The 3,845-nt window shown below is 49.9% G+C and carries 3 protein-coding genes; all 3 read right to left on the bottom strand.

Annotated features, from left to right (window positions below; translation table 11 throughout):
- Positions 1 to 81: 81 nt before the first annotated feature.
- A complete protein-coding gene (locus tag Q2J39_RS10530; RefSeq protein WP_289068951.1) occupies positions 82 to 1,422 on the bottom strand; it encodes an alpha,alpha-phosphotrehalase in 1,341 nt (446 codons plus the stop codon).
- A 124-nt stretch (positions 1,423 to 1,546) separates the two neighbouring features.
- Positions 1,547 to 3,172: a PTS trehalose transporter subunit IIBC gene (gene treB / locus Q2J39_RS10525; RefSeq protein WP_288340653.1), complete on the bottom strand. Its 1,626-nt coding sequence runs from the start codon at positions 3,170 to 3,172 to the stop codon at positions 1,547 to 1,549.
- Positions 3,173 to 3,187: 15 nt separating this feature from the next.
- Positions 3,188 to 3,475, bottom strand: coding sequence for a PTS transporter subunit EIIB (locus Q2J39_RS10520; protein ID WP_288340649.1), 288 nt, complete (start codon positions 3,473 to 3,475; stop codon positions 3,188 to 3,190).
- Positions 3,476 to 3,845: the final 370 nt, after the last annotated feature.

Genomic DNA, 3,845 nt, shown 5'->3' with positions numbered 1-3,845 from the left:
AGTCCTCCATTACGGAGTACGGTACAAGTCAGGTGGCCCAGTTTTCAAATCCGATCTTCGCTTTTTTGGACCAGTTTTAAACTACAAAAAACACTCTGCATTGACGGTTTCGAGATTGTCGTTGAGGCGAAGCCAGGGCTGGCAGCTTGTAAACCCGCCGTTTGTCCCATTCGTCCACTGCATGGGCGTACGGCCGTTGTCGCGGCTTTTTGCCTGGAGAATGGCGAGAATTTCGTCATCGCTCTTATGCTGCTCGTGTTTGAGCATGTCCGCCGCGTTGTGCGATTCAACGTCGTCATAGTCCGCGACAGAACGGCTGTTGAGATTGGTCATGCCGATTTCATCACCGTACAGGAAATACGGAGTACCGCGGCGGGTAAAGATCACCGATACCAGCATTTTTGCGGATTCCTTCGGGTAATGGACGGGATCGCCAAAGCGGGAAAGGGCTCTTGGCTGATCGTGGCAGTTCCAGAATAGCGCGTTCCAGCCGCCTTCTTCTTCCATTTTCACATCCCATTCAAAGAAGAGATCTTTCAGTTCCTGAAAGTCGAAGGGCATGAGCGTCCATTTCTGCTTATCCTTGTAGTCGACTTTCAGATGATGAAAGTTAAAGCACATGGAAAGCTCTTCGTTTTCGGGTTTCGAATAGCCGGAACACTTTTCCACGGACGTTGCGGACATTTCGCCGACCGTCAGGACATCCGCATTGCCTAGCGCTTCGACATGCAGCTGATGAAGATAGTCGTTGACTTTCGGACCATCGGTATAAAATTCCTTGCCTTCGCTGCCTTCCGGTGCGTCTTCAAACGCCATTTTGTCAATCAGGTTTACGACATCAAAACGGAAGCCTTTGACCCCTTTTTCTATCCAGAATTTCAGAACATTGACCAGTTCGTTTCGCACATCCGGATTGGCCAGATTCAGATCCGCCTGGGTAGGATCGAACAGGTGCAGATAGTATTCGTCAAATTTTTCGACATACTGCCAGGCTGGGCCGCCGAATTTGGACGGCCAGTTGGTGGGCAGATGACCGTCTTTTCCTTTTTTCCAGATGTAGTAGTCCTTATACTTCCTGTTGCCGGCCAGAGCTTTCTGAAACCATTCGTGCTCGGTTGACGTGTGGTTGAATACCATATCGAGCATGATGCCGATTCCGCGCTTTCCGGCTTCTCTGACCAGCGTTTCGAAATCGTCCATCGTGCCGTAGTCGGGGTTGATAGCGGTGTAATTGCTGACATCGTACCCGTTATCCTTTTGCGGGGAGGGAAAGATCGGGTTGAACCAGATCATGGTGATGCCAAGATCCTGCAAATAATCCAGATGTGAGGTAATGCCGTTCAAATCCCCGCGTCCGTTTCCGGTGGTATCCTGAAAGGACTTGGGATAAATCTGATACACGACTTGTTTTGAGCAGTCCATACATTTCCTTTCCATAATCAGTTCCAAAGTGCAGTTCAGAGGGTCATCGCAGACTTATGAAAAGTCAGCGATGTAAAGGTTAAAATGATTTTGTTTCGCTGCGTCTTTTAAAAGACTGCGTTTTTTAAATGCTGGAAGAAGGGAGAATAACGGCAGCCGGTTCGGAGGCTTCCACCTTTCCGTCAGCCAGCAGCTTCACGTTCTGACCGCTGGTGACCACGACAGGGGAGATAACCGACTTGCCGGCAGCGCGGATCGCGTTCAGATCCATTTCCACCATGGGATCGCCGGCGGTAACCAGATCGCCCTGTTTTACACGCATTGTAAAGCCTTCGCCGTTCAGTTCCACGGTATCCATGCCCAGATGGATCAGGACTTCTTCGCCTTTCTGCGTTTTAAGACCAATCGCATGTTTTGTCGGGAAGACCATCATGACTTCCGCATTGCACGGAGCAAGCACAAGTCCGTCTTCTGGATCGATCGCAAAGCCCTGGCCCATGGCGCCGGAAGCGAATACCTGGTCTTTGATTTCGGATAAAGGAAGCAGAGTTCCGCGCATCGGAGCGTTCAGGATTACGTCTTTGTCTGCCTGCTCGAGGGTGAGCCTGTTTTCTTTCTGCGCCTGTCCATAGCGGACTTCATCAGAGAGATGGGTTTTGCCCCAGATTACGGTAAGAACAAACGGGATAACGATCGCAATGACCATCGCAATCAGGAATAAGCCCCAGTATTGCGGAAAGATGGAAAGAATGCCAGGCAGACCGCCCACGCCGATGGAAACGGCGCTGATGCCAAAGCCATCGGAGAACATGGCTGCGATCGAGCTGCCGATCATGCCGCAGATAATCGGGAAGCCGTATTTCAGGTTGATACCAAATAATGCCGGTTCAGTAACGCCAAGGTAGCAGGAGATGGCTGCTGGAAGAGAAACCTGCTGGATACGTTCGTTTTTACGGGTGAGGAAAGAGAAGCCAAGAACGGCAGAGCCCTGTGCAATGTTGCTTAAGGCGATCATCGGCCAGAGGATCGTTCCGCCATACGAGCTAATCAGCTGCGAGTCAATTGCATTGGACATATGATGCAGACCGGTAATAACGAGCGGGGCATAGAGCAGGCCAAACAGACCGGCGAACAGCCATCCAAACGGATTCATGAGTCCGGCGTAAACGGCTTTGGAAATCCAGTCGCCCAGAACCCAGCCGATTGGACCAACGATTGTATGCGCAATCAGAACCGCCAGAACGATGGAGCAGAAGGGAACGACGATGATGGAAACAATTGCGGGCGTGATCTTCTGGAAGAAGCGCTCGAGATAGACGAGGATGAAGCCGGCCATAATCGCGGGGATGACCTGTGCCTGATAGCCGATCATACGAACCGTCGCAAAGCCAAAATTCCAGACTGGAATATCTGCCACCGGCGTAGATGCTACCGCGTAGGCGTTTAAGAGCTGCGGAGAAACGAGAGTAATACCGAGGATAATGCCGAGCACCTGACTGGTCCCCATCTTGCGGGTAATCGACCAGGTGATGGCTACCGGCAAATAGTGGAAGATAGCTTCGCCAATCAGCCACAGGAAGCTGTCGACGCCGCTCCAGAACTGAGAGATGTCGACCAGGGGTTTCGTTTCCTGTTCGAAAAGGTAAAGCGAATCAATGCAGTTGCGAAAGCCAAGAATAAGACCGCCGGCTACGAGCGCCGGGATAATGGGTGTAAAGATTTCGCCCAGATTTCCGATCAGACGCTGCAGCCAGTTCTGATTGGACTAGGCCGCCTGTTTCACAGACTCTTTGGATGCGCCTTCGAGGCCGGAGACTTTAATAAAATCATTGTAGTAGTTGGTGACATCGTTTCCGATGATGACCTGAAACTGGCCTGCCTGGGTAAATGTGCCTTTGGCGGTCGGAAGTTTCTCGATGCCTTCAATATCGGCTTTGTCCGGTTCGGTGAGGACAAATCGCATACGGGTAACACAGTGGGTCACGGAAACAATGTTTTCTTTTCCGCCGACCAGCTTTAAGAGCTCGCGGGCTTCGCTTTGATAATCAGCCATGTTTTTCTCCTTTTTCTACAGGTTTGTTTCTAAAGGTTTGAAACGGTATTGCTTTTTGGACTTGCCAGTTCTGAGTCAGGGAAGAGAAGCAGCCGAAACTGTTTCTCTAACTTATATTTACATGTATGTCAACGCAAAAACGTGAAAAATGGGATATTTTGGCAAGAAACTGCTTTTATTATTTAACTGAAATAAATTAAATGAATAAGAGTTATAGGAATTGGTTACATTTTCTCCTGACCGGTTCTCTGTGTCAGAGAACTGACCATACAGGCGGGCCGGACAAGTTATGCATGCGCCATTCTCATCCAGAAATAAACCAATGCTGTTCACTTAAGCTTCACAAGCTCACTTACAAATCAGGTTAGTT

It is taken from the genome of uncultured Allobaculum sp. (assembly GCF_948576815.1).
Taxonomy (GTDB): domain Bacteria; phylum Bacillota_I; class Bacilli_A; order Erysipelotrichales; family Erysipelotrichaceae; genus Allobaculum; species Allobaculum fili.
Note: the sequence above shows the minus strand (reverse complement) of the source record. Positions and strands in the feature narration are given on the sequence as shown.